The sequence below is a fragment of the Acrocarpospora phusangensis genome, assembly GCF_016862995.1.
Lineage (GTDB): Bacteria > Actinomycetota > Actinomycetes > Streptosporangiales > Streptosporangiaceae > Acrocarpospora > Acrocarpospora phusangensis.
The window spans coordinates 82,356-103,735 of the sequence record NZ_BOOA01000013.1; the positions used below are offsets into that span (position 1 = coordinate 82,356).

22 protein-coding genes are annotated in these 21,380 nt (G+C 70.8%); 16 read left to right on the plus strand and 6 right to left on the minus strand.

Going from position 1 to position 21,380, the window contains the following annotated elements; translation table 11 throughout:
• Nucleotides 1-34 precede the first annotated feature (34 nt).
• The 5 genes from Aph01nite_RS10525 to Aph01nite_RS10540 all read left to right on the plus strand — a co-directional run bounded on the left by Aph01nite_RS10525 (nucleotide 35) and on the right by Aph01nite_RS10540 (nucleotide 4,620).
• Nucleotides 35-199, plus strand: a complete 165-nt coding sequence (locus Aph01nite_RS10525; RefSeq protein WP_204040610.1) for a hypothetical protein — start codon at nucleotides 35-37, stop codon at nucleotides 197-199.
• Between the two features lie 49 nt (nucleotides 200-248).
• Nucleotides 249-383, plus strand: a complete 135-nt coding sequence (locus tag Aph01nite_RS42095) for a hypothetical protein (RefSeq protein ID WP_275419049.1) — start codon at nucleotides 249-251, stop codon at nucleotides 381-383.
• A gap of 83 nt (nucleotides 384-466) precedes the next feature.
• On the plus strand, nucleotides 467-2,116 hold the full coding sequence (locus Aph01nite_RS10530; protein ID WP_239161561.1) for an ABC transporter ATP-binding protein: 1,650 nt from the start codon (nucleotides 467-469) through the stop codon (nucleotides 2,114-2,116).
• Nucleotides 2,113-3,831, plus strand: a complete 1,719-nt coding sequence (locus Aph01nite_RS10535; protein WP_204040611.1) for an ATP-binding cassette domain-containing protein — start codon at nucleotides 2,113-2,115, stop codon at nucleotides 3,829-3,831. Before Aph01nite_RS10530 ends, Aph01nite_RS10535 begins: the two co-directional genes overlap by 4 nt.
• Nucleotides 3,832-3,849: 18 nt before the next feature.
• The gene (locus Aph01nite_RS10540) at nucleotides 3,850-4,620 is read left to right on the plus strand and encodes a CGNR zinc finger domain-containing protein (RefSeq protein WP_204040612.1); all 771 of its coding nucleotides are present in this window, start codon (nucleotides 3,850-3,852) and stop codon (nucleotides 4,618-4,620) included.
• Between the two features lie 119 nt (nucleotides 4,621-4,739).
• Here the strand turns inward: Aph01nite_RS10540 and Aph01nite_RS10545 are convergent, their stop codons facing one another.
• Together Aph01nite_RS10545 and Aph01nite_RS10550 are read right to left on the minus strand one after the other, a co-directional pair.
• Nucleotides 4,740-5,915, minus strand: a complete 1,176-nt coding sequence (locus Aph01nite_RS10545) for an erythromycin esterase family protein (protein ID WP_239161562.1) — start codon at nucleotides 5,913-5,915, stop codon at nucleotides 4,740-4,742.
• 90 nt (nucleotides 5,916-6,005) lie between these two features.
• Nucleotides 6,006-7,226 carry an endo-1,4-beta-xylanase gene (locus Aph01nite_RS10550; RefSeq protein WP_204040614.1) on the minus strand — a complete coding sequence of 407 codons (1,221 nt, stop codon included), beginning with the start codon at nucleotides 7,224-7,226 and terminating at the stop codon, nucleotides 6,006-6,008.
• A 143-nt stretch (nucleotides 7,227-7,369) separates the two neighbouring features.
• Here Aph01nite_RS10550 and Aph01nite_RS10555 point away from each other — a divergent pair, with 143 nt between their 5' ends.
• Complete coding sequence (locus tag Aph01nite_RS10555; protein ID WP_204040615.1) at nucleotides 7,370-8,323, plus strand: TIGR03885 family FMN-dependent LLM class oxidoreductase; 954 nt, start codon at nucleotides 7,370-7,372, stop codon at nucleotides 8,321-8,323.
• A gap of 4 nt (nucleotides 8,324-8,327) precedes the next feature.
• Here the strand turns inward: Aph01nite_RS10555 and Aph01nite_RS10560 are convergent, their stop codons facing one another.
• From Aph01nite_RS10560 to Aph01nite_RS10570, 3 genes are read right to left on the minus strand one after another with little or no spacing between them, the layout of a single operon-like run.
• Nucleotides 8,328-8,834: a GNAT family N-acetyltransferase gene (locus Aph01nite_RS10560; protein WP_204040616.1), complete on the minus strand. Its 507-nt coding sequence runs from the start codon at nucleotides 8,832-8,834 to the stop codon at nucleotides 8,328-8,330.
• Between the two features lie 43 nt (nucleotides 8,835-8,877).
• Nucleotides 8,878-10,023 carry a hypothetical protein gene (locus Aph01nite_RS10565; protein ID WP_204040617.1) on the minus strand — a complete coding sequence of 382 codons (1,146 nt, stop codon included), beginning with the start codon at nucleotides 10,021-10,023 and terminating at the stop codon, nucleotides 8,878-8,880.
• Nucleotides 10,024-10,036: 13 nt separating this feature from the next.
• Nucleotides 10,037-11,131 carry a hypothetical protein gene (locus Aph01nite_RS10570; RefSeq protein ID WP_204040618.1) on the minus strand — a complete coding sequence of 365 codons (1,095 nt, stop codon included), beginning with the start codon at nucleotides 11,129-11,131 and terminating at the stop codon, nucleotides 10,037-10,039.
• Between the two features lie 725 nt (nucleotides 11,132-11,856).
• Here Aph01nite_RS10570 and Aph01nite_RS10575 point away from each other — a divergent pair.
• From Aph01nite_RS10575 to Aph01nite_RS10615, 9 genes are all read left to right on the plus strand, one after another.
• Nucleotides 11,857-12,099, plus strand: coding sequence for a hypothetical protein (locus tag Aph01nite_RS10575; RefSeq protein WP_204040619.1), 243 nt, complete (start codon nucleotides 11,857-11,859; stop codon nucleotides 12,097-12,099).
• 169 nt (nucleotides 12,100-12,268) lie between these two features.
• Nucleotides 12,269-13,108, plus strand: a complete 840-nt coding sequence (locus tag Aph01nite_RS10580) for an STAS domain-containing protein (RefSeq protein ID WP_204040620.1) — start codon at nucleotides 12,269-12,271, stop codon at nucleotides 13,106-13,108.
• Entirely contained in the window at nucleotides 13,108-13,461 is a 354-nt protein-coding gene (locus tag Aph01nite_RS10585; RefSeq protein WP_204040621.1) for an STAS domain-containing protein, read from the plus strand. The genes Aph01nite_RS10580 and Aph01nite_RS10585 overlap by 1 nt, the downstream gene beginning before the upstream one ends.
• Nucleotides 13,458-13,856, plus strand: a complete 399-nt coding sequence (locus tag Aph01nite_RS10590) for an anti-sigma regulatory factor (protein WP_204040622.1) — start codon at nucleotides 13,458-13,460, stop codon at nucleotides 13,854-13,856. The genes Aph01nite_RS10585 and Aph01nite_RS10590 overlap by 4 nt, the downstream gene beginning before the upstream one ends.
• Nucleotides 13,844-14,833: an ATP-binding protein gene (locus Aph01nite_RS10595; protein ID WP_204040623.1), complete on the plus strand. Its 990-nt coding sequence runs from the start codon at nucleotides 13,844-13,846 to the stop codon at nucleotides 14,831-14,833. Before Aph01nite_RS10590 ends, Aph01nite_RS10595 begins: the two co-directional genes overlap by 13 nt.
• Nucleotides 14,830-16,464 (plus strand): ATP-binding protein, encoded by a 1,635-nt coding sequence (locus Aph01nite_RS10600; RefSeq protein ID WP_204040624.1) that lies wholly within the window; start codon nucleotides 14,830-14,832, stop codon nucleotides 16,462-16,464. Before Aph01nite_RS10595 ends, Aph01nite_RS10600 begins: the two co-directional genes overlap by 4 nt.
• Nucleotides 16,457-18,004 carry a fused response regulator/phosphatase gene (locus tag Aph01nite_RS10605; RefSeq protein ID WP_239161563.1) on the plus strand — a complete coding sequence of 516 codons (1,548 nt, stop codon included), beginning with the start codon at nucleotides 16,457-16,459 and terminating at the stop codon, nucleotides 18,002-18,004. The genes Aph01nite_RS10600 and Aph01nite_RS10605 overlap by 8 nt, the downstream gene beginning before the upstream one ends.
• Nucleotides 18,005-18,120: 116 nt before the next feature.
• Nucleotides 18,121-18,846, plus strand: coding sequence for an SIR2 family NAD-dependent protein deacylase (locus Aph01nite_RS10610; protein WP_204040626.1), 726 nt, complete (start codon nucleotides 18,121-18,123; stop codon nucleotides 18,844-18,846).
• A gap of 78 nt (nucleotides 18,847-18,924) precedes the next feature.
• Nucleotides 18,925-19,173 (plus strand): hypothetical protein, encoded by a 249-nt coding sequence (locus Aph01nite_RS10615; RefSeq protein WP_204040627.1) that lies wholly within the window; start codon nucleotides 18,925-18,927, stop codon nucleotides 19,171-19,173.
• On the opposite strand, the gene Aph01nite_RS10620 is transcribed toward Aph01nite_RS10615, so the two are convergent.
• Nucleotides 19,156-20,016 carry a 3-methyladenine DNA glycosylase gene (locus tag Aph01nite_RS10620; RefSeq protein WP_239161564.1) on the minus strand — a complete coding sequence of 287 codons (861 nt, stop codon included), beginning with the start codon at nucleotides 20,014-20,016 and terminating at the stop codon, nucleotides 19,156-19,158. The two genes, Aph01nite_RS10615 and Aph01nite_RS10620, sit on opposite strands and share 18 nt — an antisense overlap.
• A 152-nt stretch (nucleotides 20,017-20,168) precedes the next feature.
• Here Aph01nite_RS10620 and Aph01nite_RS10625 point away from each other — a divergent pair, with 152 nt between their 5' ends.
• Complete coding sequence (locus tag Aph01nite_RS10625) at nucleotides 20,169-21,311, plus strand: ZIP family transporter (protein WP_204040628.1); 1,143 nt, start codon at nucleotides 20,169-20,171, stop codon at nucleotides 21,309-21,311.
• Nucleotides 21,312-21,380 lie beyond the last annotated feature (69 nt).

Here is a 21,380-nt window from a genome sequence, read left to right on the forward strand (position 1 = left end):
CGGCGCGCCCGCGACCCGGCGGACACGGAAGGAGGTGAACAAGAGCATGGAGATCAGCATCGACGCCCTTCAGCTGCTCCCCGAGCAGTTCGAGACCGGCCTGCGTCCCTGTGAGGTGACCTGCGGCGGCGGCAACACCTGCACCCGCACCTGCGGCGCCGGCTGCCCGACCACCAACACCGGTGGCGGCTGCGGCTGACCGGGGTTACGGCGGTCCCATATTTCGACGCAGTCAGGGGGTGAAAGAAATGGAACTCAGCATCGACGCCCTGCAGCTGCTCCCGGAGCAGCTGGAGATCGGGTTGCGCCCGTGCGAGCCCACCTGCAACGGGGGCAAGACGTGCACCAACGGTTACACCTGTCCGAACGGGCGTACCGGCTGAAAGTAGGCGCCTGAGGGCGTGGTGAGAGGGCACAGGCCGGAATACGGCCGGCCTGTGCCCTCCGACTCGAAGGATAGGTTCTCGTGAAGGCTCTGGTCCTGCGCACCGCGCGGGACGCGCCCGGCTGGACCGCCCTGTACGTCCCGGCGACGCTGGCGCTGGCCGTGTCATCCCTGCTCATGCCGTTCGTCCTGGCCCGTGCCGTGGCCGCGGTGATCGGCGGCGGGGACGCGTTCCGGCCGGTCGCGCTGCTGTGCGGGCTGGTGCTGGCCGAGGCCGCGATCACCGTGCTGTCGGCGTACGCCGTCACCACCGGATGCGCGCACATGACCGCGCGGCTGCGCCGCCGGCTGGCCGCGCACGTGCTCGCGCTCGGCGTGCCCGGCGGGCGGGTGTTCTCCGTCGGCGACCTGACCGTACGGCTGTCCGGCAACGCGGAGGAGGTGGCCGACGTGGTGCCCGACGGGCTCGCGGTGGTCGTGTCCGGCGCGACGGCGCTGGGCGGGCTGGCCGGCCTCTGGCTCATCGACTGGCGGCTGGCCGCCGTGCTCCTGATCGGCCTGCCGGTGGCGGCTTTCCTGACCAGGTCGAGTGTGTTCCAGTTCTCCGATGCCTTCGGCCGGTACCAGCAGGCGCAGGGGCGGCTGGCCGCCCGGTTGCTGGACGCGCTGCGCGGAGCGCGCACGATCCGGGCGTCCGGGTCGCTGGAGCGGGAGATCGCGCGGGTGTCGGCGGTGCTGCCCGAACTGAGCGCGGCCGGGCGTGACGTGTGGTCCGCGCAGCGGCGCACCTCGTGGCGGCTGTCGCTGCTGACGCCGGTCCTGGAGGTGGCGGTGCTGGCCACGGCCGGGTTCGCGGTCGCGGCGGGCGACCTGGAGCCCGCGCAGCTCACGGCCGCGGCCGGTTATCTGCTGATCGCCGTCAACCTGCTGTGGCAGCTGGACAGCCTCAGCGGCCTGCTCTCGCTGCGCGAGTCGGCGGCCCGGGTGTCCGCCGTACTGGCCGAGCCCGCGCCCCGGCCCGGTGACCGGGAGCTGGCGGGCGGGCCCGGGACGCTGACGCTGCGGGAGGCGGCGGTGGCGTCGGCCGGGCTGTCCGGGGTGGCGCTCACCGTGCCCGCCGGGGCGTCCGTCGCGGTCGTCGGCCGGTCGGGGGCGGGCAAGTCGACGCTGGCCATGCTGGCGGGCAGGCTGGCCGACCCGGACTCCGGCGTGGTCGCCCTCGACGGCCAGGACCTGCGGCTGGCGCACGCGCGCCCGCACATCGGGTACGCGTTCGAGCGCCCTGTCCTGCTCGGCGAGACGATCGAGGACGCCATCGCCTACGGGATGCCCGAGGCGACCAGGGCCCAGATCGAGCGCGCGGCCGGGGCGGCGCAGGCCGACCGGTTCATCCGGCTGCTGCCGCGGGGCTACGACACGCCGCTCGAAGCCGCGCCGATGTCGGGGGGCGAACGGCAGCGGATCGGGCTGGCCAGGGCGCTGCTGCGGGAGGCGCGGCTGACCATCCTCGACGACGCCACCTCCAGCCTGGACACGGTCACCGAGAGCCAGGTAAGGGAGGCGATCACGGCGACCTTGGCGGGCCGTACGCGGCTGGTGGTGGCGCACCGGGCGGCCACGGCCGCGCGGGCCGACCTCGTGGCCTGGCTGGACGGGGGCCGGGTGCGCGCGTTCGCGCCACACGCGGAGCTGTGGGCGCAGCCCGAGTACCGGGAGGTGTTCGGCGCGTGAGAACCCCCGGTTTCCGGCTGCTCCTCGCGGAACTGCGCGAGTCCCGTGGGGCGCTGCGCCGCGTCGCGCTCTGGTCCGCCGTCGAGGCACTGCCTCCCCTCGGGTACGGCCTGCTGCTGGCCGCCGCCCTCGACCGCGGCTTCCTGGCCGGACGCCCTCTGGAGGGGCTGTTGTGGCTGCTGGCGATGGGTGTGCTCATGCTGGCCGGGGCGGGCGCGCAGTACGCCATGTTCCCCGCGCTGGCCGCCGTGGTGGAGCCGCTGCGGGACCGGCTGGTGCTGCGGGTCGTGCGGAGCGCGCTCTCGCGGGCCGTACTCGGGGCGGAGCGGCCGGACACGGCGGCGGTGGCCCGGCTGACCCAGCACGTGGAGATGGTCAGGAATCTGGTGTCCGCGCTGATCCGGCAGCTGCGGACGACGCTCGTCACGCTGCTGGCCGGGGTGGCCGGCCTCGCCGCGCTGGCCCCGCAGGTGCTGCTCGTCGTCGGCGCGCCGCTGCTGATCGCGGCGTTCGTCTTCGCGCGGTCGCTGCGCGGCCTGGCGCGGGTCAACCGGCGCAGCGTGCTCGCCCGCGAGGGCGTGTCCACCGCGACCACCGAGATGCTGGAGGGCGTGCGCGACATCGTGGCGTGCGGCGCGGAACAGCGTGCTCTGGCCGACCTGGACCGGGCGCTGGAGGAGCAGGTGCGCTCCAGCCGGGCGGTCGCGCACGCGGAGACGACCAGGACCGGTGTCCTGCTGCTGGGCGCACAGCTGCCGTTGGTGGCGCTGCTGCTGAGCGCGCCCTGGCTGCTGTCCGGCGGCACGGTCACCCCCGGCGAACTGCTGGCGGCGGTGGCGTACGTGTCGGTGACCCTGCAACCCGCCGTGCGCTCCCTGATCGCCGTCGTCGGCGGCTGGGGCCTCCAGCTCGGCACGCTCCTCACCCGCATCGCCGAACAGTCCTGGACGCCCCTCCGCCGCCCGCCCGGTGGCCGCCCGCCGACCCCCGGCGACCTCACCGCCACCGGTCTCACCTTCGCGTACGGCCCCCACGCCGAACCCGTCGTCGCCGGCCTCGACCTGTTTCTGACCGATGGCTGCCACCTGGCCGTCGTGGGCCCCAGCGGCATCGGCAAGTCCACCCTGGCCGGCCTGCTCACCGGCCTCCTCTCCCCCCGCCACGGCGAGGTACGGCTGGGCGGCGTCCCCCTCCCCGACCTGGACGAGGCCGCCCTGCGCCGGACCGTCGCCTTGATCCCCCAGGAGGCGTACGTCTTCGCCGGGACCCTCCGCGACAACCTCGCCTACCTGAACCCGGACGCTGCCGACGGCCAGTTGGCCGAGTCCTGCGCGGCGCTCGGCGCGGCCGACCTCGTCACCCGGCTCGGCGGGCTGGACGCCGAGGTCCCGGACACTCTCTCGCAGGGGGAACGGCAGCTGATCGCCCTCGTCCGGGTGCACGTCTCGGCCGCCCGGGTCGTCGTGCTGGACGAGGCCACCTGTCATCTCGACGCCGCCGCCGAAGCCACGGTGGAGCGGGCCTTCGCCGCGCGCGGCGGCATCCTCGTCGTCATCGCGCACCGCATCAGCTCCGCCATGCGGGCCCGCCAGGTCCTCGTCATGGACGGCGCCCGCGCCGAACTCGGCACCCACGAGTCGCTGCGCCACGCCAACCCGCTCTACGCCGGCCTGTCCGGCCACTGGGCGGCCGATCCCGCGCCCGCGGGCACCTGATTGGGCTAAATAGAAGGTATGAAGGTCCAAGCGGCCGACAGAGCCGAGGCGCCGGGCGCGCTCGGCCTGGTCCAGATGTTCGTCAACAGCGTCAACATCGAGTTCGGGCCTGACGAGTTCGCCACCGCGGACGGCCTCGCGGCCTGGCTGGCCCGCCACAGCCTCGGGACCATCGCGGTGGGCGAACTCGACCGCCACGACGCCGTCGCCCTGCGCGAGGCCGTACGCGCCCTCCTCCGCGAGAACAACGGCGCCGGGCCCGACCTGGAGGCCCGCCGCACGATGGCGCACATCGCCAGGAACTGCCCGCTAGTCGTCAGCTTCGGCACAGGCCACGCCATCGGACCGAGCGGCTCGGACCCCGAACCCACCCACGAGGACTCCGGATCGTCCGCCGCGGACGCCGGCCCGACCGGCGTCGCCAGAGGTTTGGCTGGCGTGACCGGCGGACCGATCGGCGTGACCGGCGGAGAGGTCCGCTCAGCCGGTGGACCGGCCGTTCTGGCCGGTGGGCCCTCCGGGGCGTCCGACGACCGCCAAGGTGTCGGGCGGCTCGGGTTCCGGCCCGTGCTGTCCGATATCCGCGGCGCGCTCGCGGTCATCCTGGCGTCCGTGGCGGGGGCGGTGGCCGACGGGTCCTGGCAGCGTCTCAAGGCCTGCCATGAGCCTCGCTGCGAGTGGATCTTCTACGACCGATCCCGCAATCGGGGCAGCCGGTGGTGCTCGATGGCGGTCTGCGGCACGCGCGCGAAGATGCGCGTCTACCGCGAGGCGAAACGCACCCGCTGACTTCGTGGCTCGCGACCGCTACTCCGCCTTGCGATCCCTCGGGTGCGGGACGTGGTGCCGATACTCACCGCCGGCGGCGGTTCTCCCCTATCCGCCCAGACTGGCGCGTACGCGGGCTGTCAGCCCAGCTTTCCCAGGTTGACGGCCTTCTTGAGGAAGACGACGCCGTCGATCATGTCGAGCCGGGCATGGTCGAGTGGGAAATACGCGAAATCGTGGGAGATGCGCGGGGCGGGGTTCGGGATGGCCTCGGCTAGGCGGCGGGCGTCGATGAGCGCCTGGTCCCACGGGAGTGTGGACAGGATGCCTTCGACGGTGTCCGGGGGCGGGGTGTCGTCGCCGGCCGTGCCGAGGGCCGAGGCCAGGAAGGCGTACCGGTCACCCAGGTGGGTCGAGGTGATCGCTCCCGCGCTCCACCACTCCAATGACTGGTCGCCGAACGGCATCACGGTCTTGTTCCGCTGCAGGTGGAGGTTGCTGGCGAAGACCAGGGCCGGGCCGTGTTCGGCGATGGCGCGCAGGTTGGCGGCCATCATCGCGTCCCGCAGGGCCGACAGCCGGGTCCAGCGGGCCGGGGACGTGTCGGCCATCCAGTAGTGGTAGCGGAGCAGGCCGGTGGCGGTGCGCGCGTACAGTGCGGCGAGTTCCCCGTCCTTCGCGTTCAGCTGTGGCGTCTGCGTGTCGAGGAGCGCGACCAGGTCGTCGGCGATCAGTCGCAGCCGCTGGGCGTCGGCGGACCGGCCGATCGACTGGGACGGGTCCATGGCCGTGGCCTCGTTCGACCACCGGTCGTCCGGGCCCAGCAGCGTGTCGAGGGTTTCCCCGGTCACCACGGTGCGCGGGAGCGGGCCGTCGAGGAGGGCGTAGAGGCCGGTGAGCGCCTGGCGCGGGCTCTCCGCCCAGTACTCCAGAGGGCCGTCGAACCCGTAGAACCGGAGTTTTTCGTCATGTTTCTCGTTGTAGGCGCGCATCCACTGGACGAGGTCGCGGTTGGCCGGTGCGGCGCCGAAGCCGTGGCTGAAGCCGCGTTCCATGACGTGGTCGAGCGTGCCCGCGCCCGTCGCGAGGTAGTCGTCCACCACGAGGCCCCTGAGGCAGTCGCTTTCGATGGCGAACGAGCGGTAGCCCTCGTGCTCGACCAGATGCCGGAAGATCTCGTTGCGCAACTCGCCCAGCTCTCCCACGAAATGCCTGGCCTCGCCCAGGCCGAGCAGCAGGGGCCTGGCGGGAAGCTCTCGGAGGAACGCCGATACGCCCACGCCGTCAAGCGGACGTGCTATGTCCTTGATGTCCATACCTTCAACGGTATCGTTGAACATTCGATGTAAACTTTTGCCTCAAATCCCCGCTTCCATCGCGCTAAACCTTCAATCGGTGATGCGGGCTCACGGCTTCGTGAGCGCCGCTTCGACCGTCACGTCGCCGGGAGCGTCGACCGTGAATTCCGCGGTGGCGCCATCCGCGGTGACCTCGTACGCGCCGAGGAAGCCGTTGAAACGGATTCGGCCTTCGCCGTCGGTGCGCATGGTCGTGGGCGGGAGCCACCATTCGCCCTTGATGAGGTTGTGCAGGGCCTCGTACGAGGGTTTGGGGGTTCCGTCGGCGCGGACGAAGCCACCGGGGGCGCCGAGCCAGCCGCCGTCCGTCATGCCCCAGTACGTCATGGCTTTGACCGACGGGTGCGACAGCAGGGTCCTGTAGTGGCGTACGACCTCGTCCGCCTGGCGGGCCTCACCCTCGGGAGTCGTCGGCCACTCGGGGATCTGGTAGTCGTTCAGGTCGACGATCTCCGGGGGCATGAGGTGGCCGGACAGGAGGGTCGTTTCGGTGAAGTGGATCGGCAGGCCGTACCGGGCGAAACGGTCGATCGTGGCCAGGGTCTTCTCCTCGCCCCAGTAGCCCTGGTGCATGTGGCTCTGCAGGCCGAGCACGTCGATCTTGATCCCGGCTTCCAGGACGCCCTCGATCAGGCATTCGTACGCGGCGGACATGTCGAAGTCGTTGAGCAGCAGGGTCGCGCGCGGGTTGGCCTCGCGGGCGGCGTCGAAGACCATGCGGACCATGGGGATGCGGCCCATTTCGCGGCAGATTCGGGTGATGCCGTTGTCGTACTTGTCGAAGATCGGCATGATGACGACCTCGTTGATGACATCCCACATGTCGATGACCCCGGCGAAGTCGGTCATCTCCCGCTTGATGCGCTCGACCTGCACCCGCGCGATCTCCTCGTTGGGCAGGTCCATCAGCCAGTCGGCCGTCACCGTGTGCCAGGCCAGCGGATGCCCCTTGACCACACGTCCCCGCTCCGCGAACCACCGCGCCGTCGCCAGCAACCGCGCGGTGTCCGGCCGCCCCCGCTCCGGCTCGAACCCGCCCCAGTAGAACGGCAACGTGACCGCGTTGAACAGCCCGAGCCACAGCTCAGCCATCCGCTCGTCCTGCTCGGTCCCCGCGCCGTTGGCGAGATCCACGAAGTCAAACCCGATGCACCCGAACAGGAACGCATGGTCCCGCTGGGCGACCGTCACCTCCCTGCCCGCGAGCGGCACCCCGCCCTCGCTCACCGTCAACGTCACGCCCGCGGCCCGGAACTCCCTGATCGACATGCGCCCATTCTCAGCTCCCACCACCCCCGCCGCCCACCCCGATCCCCACGAACCGCAACAATTCCAAAGTGACCCGAGCCGGGCCGCGAGTAGCCGTCACGCGAATCGGGTGAGCACGATCCGGCCTGGGGTAGTCGGCCACGATGGCGACCTACGGCTTTCACGCGTCTCATGAACAAGTCCACCCCTCGGCGCTCCTGGCCGCCGTGGCCCAGGCGGAGCAGGCGGGATTCGCTCTGGCCATGTGCTCGGACCACTTCTCGCCCTGGAGCGCCCGCCAGGGCCAGTCCGGCTTCGCGTGGTCCTGGCTCGGGGCCGCCCTCCAGGCCACCGGGCTCCCCTTCGGGGTCGTCAACGCCCCCGGCCAGCGCTACCACCCCGCGATCATCGCCCAGGCCGCCGGAACCCTGTCCGCCATGTTCCCGGGCCGGTTCTGGGTCGCGCTCGGCACCGGCGAAGCCAGCAACGAGCACATCACCGGAGACCGCTGGCCGCGCAAGGACGTCAGGAACGCCCGGTTGCGCGAGTGTGTGGACGTCATCCGCGCCCTGCTCGCCGGCGAGGAGGTCAGCCACGACGGCCTCGTCACCGTCGACCGCGCCCGCCTCTGGACCCTGCCGGAGCAGCCGCCCCTCCTGATCGGGGCAGCCGTCTCCGAAGCCACCGCCGCCTGGTGCGCCGACTGGGCGGACGGTCTCATCACCGTCGGCGGCCCTGCGGCTGGCCGCGTGCTCGACGCCTATCGCCAGGCCGGCGGCCGGGGCCCTGCCGCCGTACAGGTCCACCTCAGCTGGGCTCCCGGCGAGGACGAGGCCAGGTCCATCGCGTACGACCAGTGGCGTTCCAACGTCTTCGGCCCACCGGTCACCTGGGACCTGGAGACAGCCGAACTCTTCGACCAGGTCTCCGCCCACGTTCCGGCCGCCCTCGTCGCGGAGGCCGTGCACATCTCAGCCGATCTCGGCCGCCACCGCGCCTGGCTCGCCGCGTACGCCGACCTCGGCTTCGACCAGGTCTACCTCCACCACGTCGGCCAGGACCAGACCGCCTTCATCGACGCCTTCGGCACCAAGGTCCTCCCCGACCTGCCGACCTGACGGGTCACTCGGAGGCGAGCTGCTTGACCATGATCCGGCAGGTCTCGGGGCGGTGCTCCCGCGTGCCGTCCGCGCGAAACAGCACCTCGGTCGTGTCGATCGGTCCGTGCGGCCATTCGACGTAACCCAGCCGGACATACAGCCGCCTGGCGGCCTCGTTGTGCAGGCCCACCCCCAGGGCGACCTGCTTGAGGCCGTCCAGCCACAGGTGGCGTTCCGCGTGACGCATGAGCGCGGTCCCGACCCCCCGGTTGCGCCGGTCCGCCTCGACCTCCAAATGCGTGATCAGCGGCACGCCGGGCAGATGGGCCCGAATCTCTCGCTCTTCGGCCGCCGCCAGCCACAGGTAGAGGTCTCCCACCGCCTCCGTGCGGTCCCACGCGACCAGCAGCACCCCATGCCCGGTGGCCTGCGCGTTCAGCCTGTCGACGAAGTAGGGTCGCTGCCCCAGCGTCCGGCAGATACGCGGAAGCTCCGCCCGAACCGCTGGCCGAATATCAATAGACCGCACAAACCCCACATTCCCGCCTAAACGCGGGAGAAATCATAAGTTATCAGCGATATCGATATTCCGAAAGCAATGCGGGTCCACCCCTTTTGACCAGGTACTTGAGTGCATCGCCGAGCTCGGGCGTGTGGTGCGACAGTCCGTCCAAGTGTTTCTCCCAGCGAATACGATCATCCATCCAGGCATGCAGATAGGCGACGCAGAAGTCGGGTGTGATCAGGCTGAGGCGGCCAAGCGCGGCGCGCAGGGACGACTCCATGGCCTCACGTTCCGGCCGAGAAATGCCGGGAAATTTCCGCACTCGGTACCGCACGTGTTCGATAAAGTTCTTCCGCTGGGCCAGGAACCGCTCCCAGTGCCGCCGGTCCGCCGCCGCCATCCAGCCGTCCACGGATCGCTCGTCGAGAAGCCAGTAGATACCCTCGGCGAGCACGTCCCCGAATTCCTGGTCCCGCGCTCTGACAGCCCGGTCGAACGGGTCATACGGCCGCTGCGCGACTGTCCCCGTCACGGCGAGCGACCGCAGCTCCTTTTCTCCCAGCAGATAGAACCAGTCTTCGTTGTACACATTCGGAAAGAACGAAACGTTCCTGATCGTCTGCACGACGAGAGCCCCGCCACCCACGAACGACTCCTGCCGGCCTCCCGTTACCCGGTACGCGTGGCACACGACGGAGTTGTCGGGATAGCCGCCGATCCGCATCCCCACGGCGTCATAGATGTCCAGCAGCGCGGCGGCCCGCGCGACCTCCTGCGGGGCCCCCACCTTGATGTCGTCGTCCAGGAAGACGATGTGCCGCCAGCCCGCCACCCGTGCGAGCACGAGGCCCAGGTTGCGTTTCGCGCTCAAGTCGGTGGAACGGCTGAACGGGCTGCGGCGGAGCAGCGCGTCGGTCGCGAAATCCGGCAGATTCAGTCGTCGGGCATCCTCGATGAACACCGCGGCGAGTTCCACGGCCCGCGGCACGATGCTTAGGACGTCCGTGACGTTGCTCCAGTACTTGCTGTTTAGCGAGACCAGCGGACACTCCAGGTAGGCCGCCAGTCGCGCCGCGTGCTGCAGCCAGCGGGGGTGGCGGATGGTCGGCACCACGACCGCGTCGACCTTTCCAGGCGAGGCGTCGCCGGGCAGGGAGGGCTCGGCGATCAAATGCCGGTGCGAGCCATGATGGTCGCGACGGGCCTGATCCACCTGCTTGGTCCCACTATGCATGCTGCCGCTCCGGCCACTCGTGCAGCCGGGTGGTGTCGATCGTCCAGTCCGGCGTGATCACGCGATTGGCCTCGACCCGCACCCGGGACAGGATGCTATAAGCTTCCGAGCCCGCGAAGCGCTCGCGCAGGTAGCCCGCGTTCCTGTCCCGGAACCGCGCGTCGGTCAGCGCCCGGACCGCTCCGTACACGCCGCGCGCGTACATGCCGTTGCAGATGCTGATGGTGCACTGGACGTTGTTCAGGTTCGGCCCGCGATAGAAGAAGGCCACATCTTCCCGGAGAGTCCGGTCCTCGGGGTCCAGCGTCGCGTAATGCCGACGTTGAGGGTCCTCGTCCACCTCGAAATACGGCCCCTTCGCCCCGTTCCAATCAGACACCTGACGTACAGGGAGTTCGAGGCGATTCAGAAAGGATGCGGTAATGCGGTTCCAGTCCACGCCGCCCAACAGGACGATATGCGAGGTGAGGTCGTCGGAGGTCAGGTCTTCGACTGTGCGCAAGGTGACCAGGCTGCGCGGATTTGCCGCGCGCAAATGGCCGTGCAGTTCCATCAGCGAGTCGAGGTCGGAGAATCGATAGAGATCGATGTGATCGGGCTCGTTCGGATCCGAGTACGGGATCTGGGCTCGCACGCTCAGGGGAACCTCGGAACAGATCATAGCGATCGGCACATCGTCAGCGAAGTACCACAAGTCCCCGACGAGGGGATTGCCTGTCGATGTCCCGCCGTCAGACATGAACCCCTGATCGCCGAGTGCGGTGTTGCGTAGTTTTCTCAACTCCTCGAGGAGCCGCTCATACTCGGCGCGCTCCTCGCCGGTCAGTTCGGCGAGCGCGAGCTTCCGGGGCGTGCTTCCAGCCATGGAGCGGCGCGTGGCGAAGAACGCCGCGTACTCCCGAATGCGATCCAGCGGTGGAATTTTGGGGTTCTTGACTGACTCCCACGACGAGATGAGCGGTGCGCTGACGTCGAGGGCGATACGGAGCTGGACCTGCGTGATCGCCATGTCGGGCCAGTGGCCGCCGCGGAGTTCGCGTAACCGGCGCGCCAGCGCACCGCCCCCGCCAGGAACCTTGTCAGTCACCTCAACTCCAATTCACCTGAAGTTCAGCAAACCTTTTTTAAGTCTCTTCGTCGAGAGGTTGCCCATCAAGATTTTCCTCGACCCGGAGCACCATCCTAGTTATTGATCTTGAGGGCGAGCCCGCCCTCCTCGCCTATTAACGTGCGCTCCATGCACATTTGAGCCGGTCCAGGACTCGGCTGGCCCCATCTGGCCAACACGATGCGAGCACTGCGAGCAACTTCACGTCGCAATGACTTCAGGTGAAGTTAAGCTGATCAGCTAGTCCAGCGGGCCAGCACCACACGAAATCCGGCACCACGCACCCCAGGTTGCAAAATAATGCCACGGCACACGATCACAGCAGTAGCCAACGCATCACGTCAACGAATTGAGCTAACCTGCACAAAAGCTAGGTGAATACTTCCCCGAACCGTGCGAGCACCTTACCTCACGTGAATTCCCATTTACTCGCGATCGCATATTGCCCCCGCGTTTGCCATTCCTCACAATGAGCGCAACGCGCCAACCAGCGAGAAGGGAGCACTATGAGCTTTGCCCCGATCTTCCGGCATCACTGCTCGACGTATCCGTCAACGGAAAACTCGGGGGGAGGAAGAGCGTCACCGTGACCGGAGAGGTCACTCACTGATTGGCCGCGGGCACCCCCACGACTGGCGAATCGGCAGAGGTGCGCCCGCGGCAAGGCTTCCAATCCAGCGCTTCTCGGCACCGGGGGAAACCCTATGACAACAGTAGACCTCCACATCGTGGAGACAATGCCCGTCTCGCTCGATCCCGCCAGTATGACGCTGCTGATTCTGGGCGGCGCGATCATGCTGGTCCTGGGCGCGATCCGCTGGCTGGTCCGCCTCACCGCGAAGATCAGCGGAATGCGGATCCTGGTCACCGCTCTGGTCATCGTGGTCCTGGGCAACGCCCTGATCATCCTGATCCTGGCCTACCTGTTCACCGTCAAGACGGCCTGAGGCCGTACCGGATGCGGCGCTTGGCGCAGGGCTTGCCGCGGCAAGCGCCGTCGGTCCCCGGATCGCCGGTGAAGGGTCCGGAGAGGGTGTTCCGGCACGGAAGATGCCGCATACTTGGCTGCCTCTCCAAGGCGAGATATGCCGATAAAACCGGACAGTAGGGGAAGTCATGGCGGCCGAGGTTTTCGGGAATGTGGTGGAGCGGTGCCGGGCGGAGGAGGAGGAACTGCTCGGCCGGTGGAAGGAGATCGTCGCCGAGTCGTTGCGGGGGCGGATGACCGGTGTCGAGCTGGACAAGGAGTTACGGGACCTGCTCGACGCGCTGCTCTCGGCGCTCGCGGCCGGCGGCGGCACGGATCCGGGCGCGGAGGCGTACGGAGAGGTGAGGGCCCTGCTGGGAGAGCTGTCGCGCAACCGGGCGCACCAGGGGTTCAGCCCGCGGGAGACCGCGGTCGCGGTGTTCGCGCTGAAGCGGGCCCTGCGCGACCGGATCGGCGACGAGCCGGGGTTCACGCCGCTGACCGACCTGATCGACGAGCTCGGCCTGATCACGTTCGAGGTGTACACGCGGGCCCGTGAGGAGGTCATCAGCAACCAGGCGGAGCAGCTGCTGGAGCTGGCCACCCCGGTGGTGAAGCTGTGGCACGGCGTGGTGGCGCTGCCGCTGGTGGGCACGCTGGACTCGGCGCGCGCCCAGGTGGTGATGGAGAAGCTGCTGCAGACCCTGGTGGACACCGGCTCCGAGCACGCCATCATCGACATCACCGGTGTCCCCGCGGTCGACACGCAGGTGGCGCAGCATCTGCTGAAGACCGTCGTGGCGGCCCGGCTGATGGGCGCCGACTGCATCATCTCCGGCATCCGCCCGCAGATCGCCCAGACCATCGTGGCGCTCGGCATCGAGTTCGGCGACATCGCGACCAAGTCGACGCTGGCCGACGCGCTGATGCTGGCCATCAGCCGCAGCGGCGTGGACTTCGGCGCGGAGATGGCGAAGCGGGGTCTGTGATGGAGCGCATCCCGATCCTCAAGATCGGCAATCTGCTGCTGGTCTCCATCCAGGTCGACCTGCAGGACCGTACCGTCATCACGCTGGAGGAGGACCTGGCCGAGAAGATCGTGGCCACCGGCGCGCGCGGCGTGGTCATCGACATCACGGCGCTCGACATCGTGGACTCCTTCACCGGGCGCATGCTGGCCACCATCGCCTCGATCTCCCGGGTGCTGGACGCGGAGACGGTCGTCGTCGGCATGCGCCCGGCGGTGGCGATCACCCTGGTCGAGCTGGGGCTCTCGCTGGAGGGGATCAAGACGGCTCTGGACGTGGAGCGCGGCATGCGACTGCTTTCCGCCCGCGCATGACCGCCCAGGAGCTGCCGATCGCCGGAGACGCGGACGTCGTCCGGGTCCGCCAGCTGGTCCGTACGGCGGCCGTGGCCGCCCGGCTCTCGCTCGTCGACCAGACCAAGCTGGTCACCGCCGCCAGCGAGCTGGCCAGGAACACCCTCACGCACGGCGGCGGCGGCAGCGCCACGGTGGAGCAGGTCTCCTCCACGATCAAGGCGGGCGTACGGGTGGTCTTCCACGACAAGGGGCCGGGCATCCCCGACATCGCGCTCGCCCTGACCGACGGGTACACCTCCGCGAACGGCATGGGCCTCGGCCTGGGCGGCGCCAAACGGCTGGTGGACACCTTCGACATCGTGTCGAGTCCGGGCGAGGGCACCACGGTCACGGTGGTCAAATGGGCGCGCTGACGCCGGGCGTCTGGATCGACGTGGCGGAGGAGAGCGCCGTCGCGGCCGTGCAGCGCGCGGTCGCCGAGCGGGCGGCGGCGGCCGGCCTGGGCGAGCAGCGGATCGCCGGGCTGGGCATCGTGGCGGCGGAGATCGTCACGAATCTGTGCCGGCACGCCGGCCGGGGCACGGTCCTGGTCCGCCGGACCGGTTCCGCGGTCGAGATCCTCGCGCTGGACTCAGGACCCGGCATGGCCGAGGGCATCCCGTACGAGGCGGACGGCTACTCCACGGCCGGCACGCTCGGCATCGGCCTGGGCGCGCTGGCCCGGCTGAGCGACTGGACGGACGGGTACTCCCGGCCGGGCGCGGGCACGGTCTACACGCTGCGGATCGGCCCGGCCGAGCCGGACCCGGCGGGCTGGCGGGTGGCCGGGCTGGTCCGCCCGATGAGCGGCGAGGACAGCTGCGGGGACGGCTTCGCCGTGCGCGCGGACGGCCCGCTGGTCACGCTGATGCTGTGTGACGGGCTCGGCCACGGCCCGCTGGCGGCGTCGGCGGCGCACGCGGCGGTCCGCGCCTTCGAGGACGCGCCCCCGGGAGCGCCGGCGGAGCTGCTGAAGCGGGTCCACGCGGAGATCGCGCACACCCGGGGCGCGGCGGTCGCGGTGGCCCGGCTGGACCGCGCGGGGGGCGTGCTCGCCTACGCGGGGCTCGGCAACATCTCGGGCGTCCTGCTGGGCGGGCAGAGCCGCGGCCTGGTGTCGCTGCCGGGCATCGCCGGGCACCGCGCCGCCGCCATCCGCGCGTTCGAGTATCCGCTGCCGGCCCGCCCGCTGCTGATCATGCACACGGACGGGCTGAGCCAGCGGTGGGACCTGGCCGGCTATCCCGGCCTGGGCAGCCGCGACCCGCTGGTGATCGCCGGGGCGCTCCTGCGCGACATGGGCGTACGCCGCGACGACGCGGGCGTCCTCGTGGCCGGGACCGCGCCGTGACCGCCGACCTGCTGACGATGGTGGTCAGGGCCGAGCCGGACGTGTTCGCGCTGCGCCGGGCCGGCCGCGAGGTGGCCGCCGGGGCCGGGCTCGACTACCAGGACCAGGTACGCCTGGCGACGGCGCTGAGCGAGGTCGGCCGGGAGGCGCTGGCGCAGGCCGGCGGCGGCACGGTTGTCTTCGCCGTGGACGGCGTGCTGACCGTGACCCTGCGCGGCGACCGCGCGTTCCAGCCGGGCACTCCGGGTTTCGCGGCGGCATCCCGCCTGGTGGACGAGCTCAGGTACGACGCCGACGCGATCACCCTGGTCAAGAGCCTGCCCCAGCCCAGCGCCCCGCGCCTCGACGACCTGCGCGCCCACCTGTCCACCCTGGCCACGATCAACCCCCTGGACGAGCTGCGCGCCCAGAACCAGGAACTGCTGTCCGCGCTGGAGGACGTGCAGGCCCAGCGGGACGAACTTGAGCAGACCAACCACGGCGTGCTCGCCCTCTACACCCAGCTGTCGGAGGAGCTGGAGCACACCAACCAGGGCGTCGTCGCCCTGTACGCCGAGCTGGAGGACAAGACGGTCCAGCTCAGGGAGGCGAGCGAGGCGAAGACCCGGTTCCTGGCCAGCGTCAGCCACGAGCTGCGCGCCCCGGCCAGCTCCATCCTCGGGCTGGCCCGGATGATCCTGGAGCTGGGCGAGCCGCTCGACGACACCACGCGCCACCAGATCGAGCTGATCCGCGTCTCCGGCCGGGACCTGCTCACGCTGGTGAACGAGCTGCTCGACCTGGCCAAGGCCGAGTCGGGACGGCTGGAGCCGACGCTGTCCGAGGTCGACATCCGCCCGATCGCCGAACGGCTGGCCGGCCAGCTGCGGCCGACGGCCAGGGACGGGGTCGCGCTCGTGGTGGACGTGCCCGACGGGATCGCCCCGCTGCTCACGGACCCCATGATGCTCACCCAGGTGCTGCGCAACCTGGTGACGAACGCGCTGAAGTTCACCGAGCGGGGCGAGGTCGCGGTCACCGTGGCCGAGGAGGAGGACACCGTGCTGGTACGGGTCTCCGACACCGGCATCGGCATCCCGGCCCACCAGCTGGACCAGATCTTCGAGGAGTTCTACCAGGTCCGGGGCCCGATCCAGACCGGTCTCGCCGGGACGGGCCTCGGTCTGCCGTACGCGCGGAGTCTGGCCGCCATCCTGGGGGGCACGCTGACCGTGCGGAGCGAGGTGGGGGTGGGCAGCACGTTCGAGCTGTGCCTGCCCCGGCTGGACCGGATCACGGTGCCCCGGGTCCTCATCGCCGACGACGACCCGGCTTTCCGGGCGATCCTGGCGGACCTGCTGCGCGGCGTGGCCGCCGAGATCGAGCAGGTCGGGGACGGCAGGGCGGCGCTGGCCGCGATCCGGCGGGAACGGCCCGACCTGGTTCTGCTGGATCTGCGCATGCCGGACCTGGATGGCGGGCAGGTGCTGGCACAGCTGCGCGCCGATCTGGAGCTGCGGGACCTGCCGGTCATCGTGGTCACCTCGGCCGAGGCGGGACCGCTGGCGGGCGCGGTGGCGGTGCTGGAGAAGTCGCGGCTGAACCGGGGTGGTCTGCTGCGTGTCATCAGAGGGGTGGGAGCCGATGGGTGAACGCATTCTGGTGGTGGACGACGTCAACGCCAACCGGTACGTGATCGGCAGATGGCTGGAGCACTCCGGCTACGACGTGATCGAGGCGGCGAGCGGCGGGGAGGCGCTGGCGGCGGTCCGCGAGCAGTCCCCCGACCTCGTGCTGCTCGATGTGCGCATGCCGGACATGGATGGCTTCGAGGTGTGCGAGCGCATCAAGGCGGATCCGGCCACCGCGGCGGTGCCCGTCATCCATCTCACCGCGTCGGCGGTGGACGTGCGCGACCGTACCCAGGGGTTGTCGCGCGGGGCCGACGGATACCTCACCGAGCCGGTCGAGCCGGAGGTGCTGCTGGCGACCGTGCAGGCCACGCTCAGGTACGCCAGCGCGCGAAGGCGGGCAGAACGCCTGGCCGGTCAGCTGGCGGCGATGGCCGACACGACGCTGGCGGTCAACTCGACCGGCAGCGTGCCGGAGGTGGTCGCGGCGGCGGCCAGGGGCGCGGCGCTGATGTTCGGCTGCGCCGTGACCGTCCTGGCCACCGCGCTGAACGGCCCGCACGTGCACGTGGCGGCGGTCGGCGCGGACGGCGAGCAGGCGCGGGTCTCGGTGGAGCGGGCCGTGTTCGGCGAGGCGGCCCACGGGCTCACGATGCTGACCGGGCCAGGCTCCGACTGGGCTCCCCTGCTGGACCCGTCGGCGCGGGACGGCGAGGTGCGGGTGGCGCTGGCCCGCCTCCAGGCCAGGCCGCTGGTCGCCGTGCTCGTCCCGGCCGACGCGACCGCGAGCGAGGCCGACCTGCACGTGCTGTCGCAGCTCAGCCAGACGGTGGCGCTGGCCGTGCAGGGGCTGCGCTCGCTCGACGAGGAGCGGCGGATCGCGCTCACCCTGCAGCGCAGCCTGCTCCCCCGCTCCCTGCCGGACGTGCCCGGCCTGAAGCTGGCGGCCAGGTACGTCCCCGCCTCCACCGAAGCCGAGATCGGCGGCGACTTCTACGAGGTGATCCAGCTGGGCGACCGGCTGCTGGTGGCGGTCGGCGACGCGATGGGACATTCGCTGCACGCCGCCACCGTGATGGCGGAGATCCGGCACGCCGTCCGGGCGTACGCCAGCGAGGGCCATTCGCCGGGCGAGATCCTGCGCCGGGTCAACCGGCTCATGCTGGACTTCCTGCCCCGCGAGCTGGCCACCGTGGTGCTGCTGCTGGTGGACCCGGCCACCGGCGAGCTCCTGATGTGCAACGCCGGCCACCTCCCGCCCCTGCTCGTCACCGGCGGCCACGCCGAGTACGTGATCCTGCCCGGCCCCCTGCTCGGCGCCGACCTCCCCCGCCCGGACGAGACCCGCCTCACGCTCCCCCCCGGCGGCGCGCTCGTCCTGGTCACCGACGGCCTGATCGAACACCGCGACCTCGGCGTCTCCGACGGCCTGGACCGCCTGCGCGAGCTGAGCACCCCGGTGGACCCCGACCTGGAGGCGTTCTGCGACCGCCTGCTCACGGGCCTGATGCGCCCCGGCCACGAGGACGACGTCGCCCTCGTGGTCCTGCGCCGCACGTGACGGACCGGCGGTTCTCCTCGCGGAGCCCTTCGCCGGCACGTGCCGGCGCGGGTAGGTCGAGAACATGACTATGGACAGGACCGCGAGGAACTCCGGGTGATCGGAAAGGGCCGGGAATGATCAGCGTGCTGACGGGGGCGGGGATTTCGACCGAGTCGGGGATTCCCGACTATCGGGGGCCGCAGGGGCTCTGGCGGGCCGACCCGGACTATCAGAAGCTGGTCACGATCGACTACTACCTCGGGGACGCGGAGATCCGGCGGCGGTCGTGGGAGTTCCGGCGGGACAGCCCGGCCTGGGGGGCGGAGCCCAACGACGCGCATCTGGCGCTGGTGGAGTTGGAGCGGGCGGGGCTGCTGGATCGGCTGGTCACCCAGAACGTGGACGGGCTGCATCAGAGGGCGGGGTCGGGGTCCGGCCGGGTGCTGGAGTTGCACGGGAACATGTTCGGCGTGGTGTGCGTGCGGTGCGGGGAACGGACGACGCTGCGGGAGGCGCTCGATCGCATCGACGGCGGGGAGCGCGATCCGGCGTGCCGTGAGTGCGGCGGGATCCTCAAGACGACCACGGTGATGTTCGGGGAGGCGCTGCCGGAGGGGCCGCTCGGCGAGGCCGTGGCGGCGGCGGAGCGGAGCGAGGTGTTCGTGGCGGTCGGCACATCGTTGCAGGTGCACCCCGCCGCCGGGCTGGTCGGGCTGGCGGTGCGGGCGGGAGCGCGATTGATCATCGTCAACGCGGGCGCGACGCCGTACGACGAGGTGGCGGACGAGGTGGTCAGGGAGCCGATCGGCGTCGCCGTGCCCGACCTGGTGAGCCGGCTGATCCAGGAGAGCCGCAAATAGCCCAACACCCCCGATGTACCGAAATTTCCGGTAATGGGCCTAGAGCGCCGGAACATGGCGGAATCGGGAGGAGTGAGGGTGAGCGTGCACGGGGTCGTCGCGCCGGGGTTCGAAGCGGTGCGGGAGGAGTTCGCGGCCGTCGTCGCGGCGGAGCGGGATCCCATCGCGTTCGACCTGAACGCCCCCACGCCGACCGATCCGGTGGGATTCGCCAACTCCCGCGGCGGCATCGCCTGCAGCTACTCCCGGCGCCGCCCGCCGAACCCGGCGGGCGCGGCCCCGGAGAACACCCGCCCGATCCCCGCGGTCCTAGGGTGCCGCCGCTAGCAGGTCGTCGCAGGCTGCCAGGAGTCGTGCGCGCAGGGGCGCGGCCCGGGTGGCGAAGTCGCGCTGGGCCGCCGCGTACTCGACCCGGCCCTCCGGGGTCTCGACGGTGATGGGCCGGTATCCCTGGGCGCGCAGGTCGTACGGGCTGGCGCGCATGTCCACCGCGCGGATGTCGCGGGCCAGTTCGAAGCAGTCGGCGACCAGTTCGCTCGGGACCAGCGGCGAGAGTTTGCTCGCCCACTTGTAGAGGTCCATGTTGGCGTGCAGGCAGCCGGGCTGTTCGAGTTCGGTCTGGCGTTCCCGGGTGGGCAGCAGCTGGTTGAGCGGGCGGGCCTCCTCGGTGAAGAACCGGAAGGCGTCGAAGTGGCTGCAGCGGAGCGGCCGTTCCTCGACCACGGCGGCGACCGCGGCGGGCGTCAGGCGCAGCGGCTGGGCGGCGTGCCTGACCTGCTCGGGGGGCAGGCGGTAGACCATCGCCCACTCGTGCATGCCGAAACACCCGAACTGCCCGGCCCGCCCGGCGGTCGCCGCCAGCAGCCCGGCCACCCACTCCAGGGTCTCCCGCCGCCGCGCCACCAGCGCGGCCGTGTCCAGGGTGGCCCCGCCGTCCACGTCGAGGTATCCGGTCCCGAACTCGCGCGCGTCCTCCAGCAGTACGCCGGGACCCGGGTGCCAGCGCCGCAACCTGCTCGGCCGGTACCCGTAGTACGTGAACAGGAAGTCCTCCACCGGGTGCGCGACCCCGGCCCGGCGGCGGCTCAGGTGCGGGCCGATCCACGCGTCCACCCGCAGCCGATGGGCCGTGGCCCTGGCCTCCCACTCCCGCCTGCCGAGCACGTTCACCGCAACATCGTAGGCGGAGATCCCGGATGAGCCGCGCGTGTCATGTGAACGGTTGCTCAGATGTGTAAACAATGGGTAGCGGGATATCTACTCTCCGTAATGAGAGCAGGTGGCGGCCCTTCCCCGCCAACACCCTCGATCAAGGGAGTGCCATGGTCACGGAACCGATGCCCGGTCTGGCGGTGTGGCTGGCCGTCGTCCTGGTCTGCCTGTCCACGCTCGCGGGCGCGTGGCTGGCCCGCCGCGCCTCCCGGCAGGTCACCGCCTGGCTGGCCGTCGCGTCCGCGCTGATGCTGGTCACCGCGTTGATCGACATGCTGCCCGACGCCTGGCAGGGCGCGGTGGAGAGCGGTGTCCCGCTGTGGGCGGTGGGAGCGGCGATCCTGTCCGGCTTCCTGGTGATCACCTATTTCACCCGGAAGGGCTGCGGGCACGGGCACGACGAGCCCGCCGCCGCGACGGGCAGGCACGCGCCCGGCCTGCACCGCCGCGTCAAGGAGGTCATCGGCGCGGCCGTGTTCAGCGGAGTGGGCACCGCGGCCGCGCTCGCCGTGCACCGTGCCGTGGAGGGCGCGACGCTCGCGCTGACCACGTCGGCCGTCGTGGTGATCGCCCTCATGGTGCACTCCACCAGCGAAGGCCTGGCGCTGACGGCCCTGCTGGACATGGCCTCGCGGCGGCCGGCTCCGTGGCTGGTGGTGTCCTGCGTCAGCCCCGTGGCGGGCGTCCTGATCGCCACGGTCAGCCCGCTGCCCGCGCGGGCGGAGCCCATCCTGGTCGGGGTGGTGGCGGGCGTGCTGCTGCGTACGGCGCTGGTGGGCCTGAAACTGGCGGCGATCCGGCAGGAGGACGGCAGGCTGCCGCGCCGGCACGTGCTCAGCGCGATCGGCGTCGCGGGAACGATGGCGGTGCTCCTGGCGGCCGTGCACCTGGTGCCGGAGCATCCGGCCGTGCTCAGCGCGGGCGCGGGACACCGTCTGCCCGCGCCGGCCGGCCCGGCGCCCGTACCGGCCCCGAGCGCCACCCCCACGGCCACAAGTGAGCCTGAGGACAGCGAGCAGTTGCGCGCCGCGCTCGCGGCCGGGGAGCTGAGCCTCGCCCAGGTGCTCGAACGCGACGACAAGGCGGCGAAACGCACCTGTGTGGCGTGGCTGCTCCGGGGCCTGCCCGGATACCGTTCCGGCGACATCAGGCGGCTGCTGGAGGCCCAGGACATCTCGCCGACCCGCACGATCGGGGAACTGACCCGGCGGCAGCGTGACTACCTGGTGGAGCACATCTCGACCGACCAGTGAATTGAGTAGAGGCTTACTCAAGCGCCGCACGCCACGGAGAGTGGACCATTGACGCACAGTGAGGCACCG